Origin of the sequence: Kineococcus vitellinus (genome assembly GCF_009906315.1) — a bacterium.
GTDB lineage: Bacteria > Actinomycetota > Actinomycetes > Actinomycetales > Kineococcaceae > Kineococcus > Kineococcus vitellinus.
This window is the reverse complement of record NZ_JAAALL010000374.1, coordinates 1-3,576: the sequence shown is the minus strand read 5'-3', so window position 1 is coordinate 3,576 and position 3,576 is coordinate 1. Positions and strand designations below refer to the sequence as shown.

Here is a 3,576-nt window from a genome sequence, read left to right as displayed (position 1 = left end):
GTACGGTCGTCGCGATCGTCAGCTCGACCCGCCGGTGGAGAACCCCGCCGGCTGCTCGTGCGTCGCCTGCCGCCCGCCCCACCGGCCGAACACCGACCGTCCCTGCTCCCAGCACCCGCAGGGTGCGCCCACCGCGCAACCGACGACGATCTGCGCCTGTTCCCCCGGAGGTCCCCGTGACCCGCACCCCCGCTCGCCGCTCCGTCCTGCTCGCCCTCGCCGCCACCGGCTCGCTCGGCGCCCTGTCCGCCTGCGGCGCCGGTTCGGAGGTCTCCGGCGGGGCCACCGCCGGCGGCTGCGACGTCGACGCGCCCGACACCGCCACGACGGTGAACCTGCTCTCGTACGCGAGCACCGCGACCGACCCGTTCGCCAAGGCCATGTCCGACGGCTGCAGCACCGGCGAGCTGACGGTGGAGCTGCCGCCGACCGACCTCGCCGGGCAGCACCAGCGCGCCGTGCAGAGCTTCTCCGGCCCCACGGCCAGCTACGACATCGTCGAGACGTACGGCAGCATCCGCCCGCTGTACGCCGACCGCGGCTGGGTCGTGCAGCTGGACGACATGATCGAGGCCAACAGCGAGCGCTACGCGCTCGACGGCATCGACCCGGCGCTGCTGGAGGCCGTGGCCTACGAGGGCAAGCAGTACACGCTGCCGACGTTCTGGGGCGTCGCCGTCCTGGTGTACCGCAAGGACCTGCTGGAGCAGGTCGGGCGCGAGGTGCCGACGACGTTCGCCGAGCTGGTCGAGACCGCGCAGGCGATCAAGGACCAGACCGACGTGAAGGCCCCGCTGGCCATCCCGTTCAACCCCTCCGGCGACATCGCCAGCCAGTTCAACCAGGCGCTGCACTCCCTGGGCGGCTCGCTGTTCGCGGACGGGCAGGCGGTGCCGACGCTGGACACCGACCTGGCGGTGAAGGCCATCACCGCCCTCGCCTCGCTGCGCCCGGTGATGAGCGAGTCCGTCATGAGCTTCTCCTCGCCCGAGGTCATCACCCAGCTGCAGACCGGCCAGGCCGCGCTGGGCATGCTGATGTCCGGTCGCGTCGCCGACCTCACCGACCCCGACAAGAGCAAGTTCGCCGACCAGATCGCCTTCGCCGTGCCGCCGTCGGTGGAACCCGGTGGGCTGCCGATGACCTACCTGTCCGTGGACGGGTTCTCCATCGCGGCGAACTCCTCGGTCGACCCGGAGCTGCTGTTCCAGCTCGCCTGCATCGGCACCGGTGAGGCCGCCGCGGAGGCCGCCGCGAACGCGACGATCCCGGCGCGCACCGAGGTCGCCGAGTCCGCGGAGCTGCCCGTCAAGGACGCCGCGCTCGCGACGCTGCCGGACGCCGAACCGCTGCCGCAGGTGCCGTACATGGCCGACGTCTACACCGCGCTGGGCGCCCCGATCGGTGCGGCCGTCGCCGGCGAGACGACGCCGCAGGAGGGTGCGGCCGCCGCGCAGGCCGCCGCCGCCGCCGCGATCGCCGCCGCCGGTTACTGAGGCGGGGGCGTGCGCCGCAAGGACTTCCTGCTGATGTCCGGCCCGGCCGTGCTGCTCATGGCCGGGCTGCTCCTGGTGCCGCTGGTCACCACCGTGGTGTGGAGCTTCCAGAACGTCCCCGTCGGCCGGCCCGGGACGTTCACGGGCCTGTCCAACTACTCCGAGCTGCTCTCCAGCACGCGCTTCCGCGGCGCGGCCGCGTTCACCGTCGGGTACGCCCTGGTGGCCACCGCCCTGAAGGTGGCCGCCGGGTACGCGCTGGCGCTGCTGCTGGCCCGGGTGCGGCGCGGGCGCACGGTGCTGCTGGGCCTGCTGCTGGCCTCCTACATCGTGCCCTCCGTCGTGGGTGCCCTCGACTTCTCGTGGTTGTTCAACGACGTCTTCGGGGGAGTGGTCAACCAGGTCCTCGGCGTGGTCGGCCTGCAGGTGAACTGGCTCGTGGACACCTGGCCGGCCCGCCTGCTCGTCGTGCTGCACGCCCTGTGGCACGAGGTCCCGTTCGTCGTGCTGGTGCTGCTGGCGGGGTTGCAGACCCTGCCGGCCGAACCCATGGAGGCCGCGAGCCTGGACGGCGCGAACTGGTGGCAGAAGCAGCGCTACCTCGTGGTGCCGGCCCTGGCGCCGGTGTTCACCTTCGTGCTGCTCATCTCCGTCATGGACGGGCTGAAGGTGTTCGACTCGATCCGCATCATGACGCCGGCCGCCGAGCAGCTGGGCACCGAGTCGCTCATGACGTACGTGTACCAGGTGGCCCTGGGCGACAGCTTCCGCCTCGGGATGGGCAGCGCCGTCAACGTGCTGACGATGGTCGTCACCCTGGTGCTGCTCGTGCCGTTCCTGCGCTCGACGTGGAAGGGGGCGCGCGCCCTGTGAGCACCACCAGTTCCTCCACCACCGGTCTGCGCCTGAGCACCCCCGACGACGGCGGCGCGAACGCGCGGGCCCGTGCGGCCGCCCGCCGCCGCGAGCGCCTCGGCACGCTCGCCGCCACGCTCGTCGTCGCGGTCGTCGTGCTGGGGATGCTCACGCCGTTCCTGTGGGCGGGGCTGACGGCCGTCAAGCCGTTCTACGCGGCGTTCACCAACCCCCCGACGTGGTCGTTCACCCCGCAGTTCGACGCCTTCACCGAGCTGTGGCGCGCCACCCGCTTCGCGGAGATCCTGCTCAACACCCTCCTCGTCGCGGTGGCCGCGGTCCTCGTCATGCTGGTCGTCGGCGCGCCCGCGGCGTACGCGTTCGCCCGCTACGCCGGGGTCATCGGCCCCGTCCTGCTCGTGCTGGCCGTCGTGCTGCGCACCGTGCCGCGGTTCGCCGTCGTGCTCCCGCTGTACGAGGCCGCCCGGTCGGTGGGGTTGTACGACACCCGCATCGCCCTGGTGGCGGCGTTCGTGGCGGTCAACATGCCGTTCACGCTGCTGCTGCTCGTCGGGTTCTTCCGCGACATCCCCGTCGAGCTCGACGAGGCGGCCATGGTCGACGGCTGCAGCCGGCTGGGCGCGTTCCGGCGCGTCATCGTGCCGGTGATGGGACCGGGGCTGGTGACGGCGGGCGTGTTCACGTTCCTCGTCGCCTTCCAGGAGTACCTCATCGCGCTCACGCTCACGCAGAACGACGCGGTGACGATCCCGGTGTTCATCGCCGCCCAGCGCGGTGCCGACGAGACCTCGACCTACCAGCTGCTGGCCGCGGCCAGCATCGCGCTGGTCCTGCCCATCGCGCTCATCGCGGTCGCCGCGCGCCGCTACCTCGTGGCCGGCCTCGGCGCGGGCGGGGTCAAGGCCTGACGCGCCCCGCCCGGTCCACCCGCCCGGCCCTCAGACCGGTGCGCCCTCGCGCGCGATGCGGGTGCGCAGGGTGGCCAGGCCGCGGCTGGCGTTGACGCGGACGGCGCCGACGGTGGTGTCCAGGACCTCGGCGATGCGCTCGTCGCTCATCTGGTCCAGGTGGCGCAGGGCGATGACGGCGCGCTGCTTGGGGGGCAGGGTGCGCAGGGCGGCCAGCAGGGCGTCGCGGTCGGCCAGCTGCTGGGCGGTGTCGGGGCGGGTGTGCTCGTCGCTGGTGTCGGGCAGGGTGTGGGGGG

Annotated in this window: 4 protein-coding genes; 3 read left to right on the top strand and 1 reads right to left on the bottom strand. The window is 72.9% G+C overall.

Annotated elements, in window-relative coordinates:
* The first annotated feature begins 176 nt into the window (after positions 1-176).
* The 3 genes from GTQ99_RS21050 to GTQ99_RS27260 are packed head-to-tail and all read left to right on the top strand — an operon-like array spanning position 177 to position 3,280.
* Positions 177-1,496, top strand: coding sequence for an extracellular solute-binding protein (locus tag GTQ99_RS21050; protein ID WP_166617653.1), 1,320 nt, complete (start codon positions 177-179; stop codon positions 1,494-1,496).
* A gap of 9 nt (positions 1,497-1,505) precedes the next feature.
* Positions 1,506-2,369: an ABC transporter permease subunit gene (locus GTQ99_RS21045; protein ID WP_166617652.1), complete on the top strand. Its 864-nt coding sequence runs from the start codon at positions 1,506-1,508 to the stop codon at positions 2,367-2,369.
* The gene (locus GTQ99_RS27260; RefSeq protein ID WP_166617651.1) at positions 2,366-3,280 is read left to right on the top strand and encodes an ABC transporter permease subunit; all 915 of its coding nucleotides are present in this window, start codon (positions 2,366-2,368) and stop codon (positions 3,278-3,280) included. Before GTQ99_RS21045 ends, GTQ99_RS27260 begins: the two co-directional genes overlap by 4 nt.
* A gap of 30 nt (positions 3,281-3,310) precedes the next feature.
* Here the strand turns inward: GTQ99_RS27260 and GTQ99_RS21035 are convergent.
* A partial coding sequence (locus GTQ99_RS21035; RefSeq protein ID WP_166617650.1) for a sigma-70 family RNA polymerase sigma factor occupies positions 3,311-3,576 on the bottom strand: 266 nt, incomplete at its 5' end.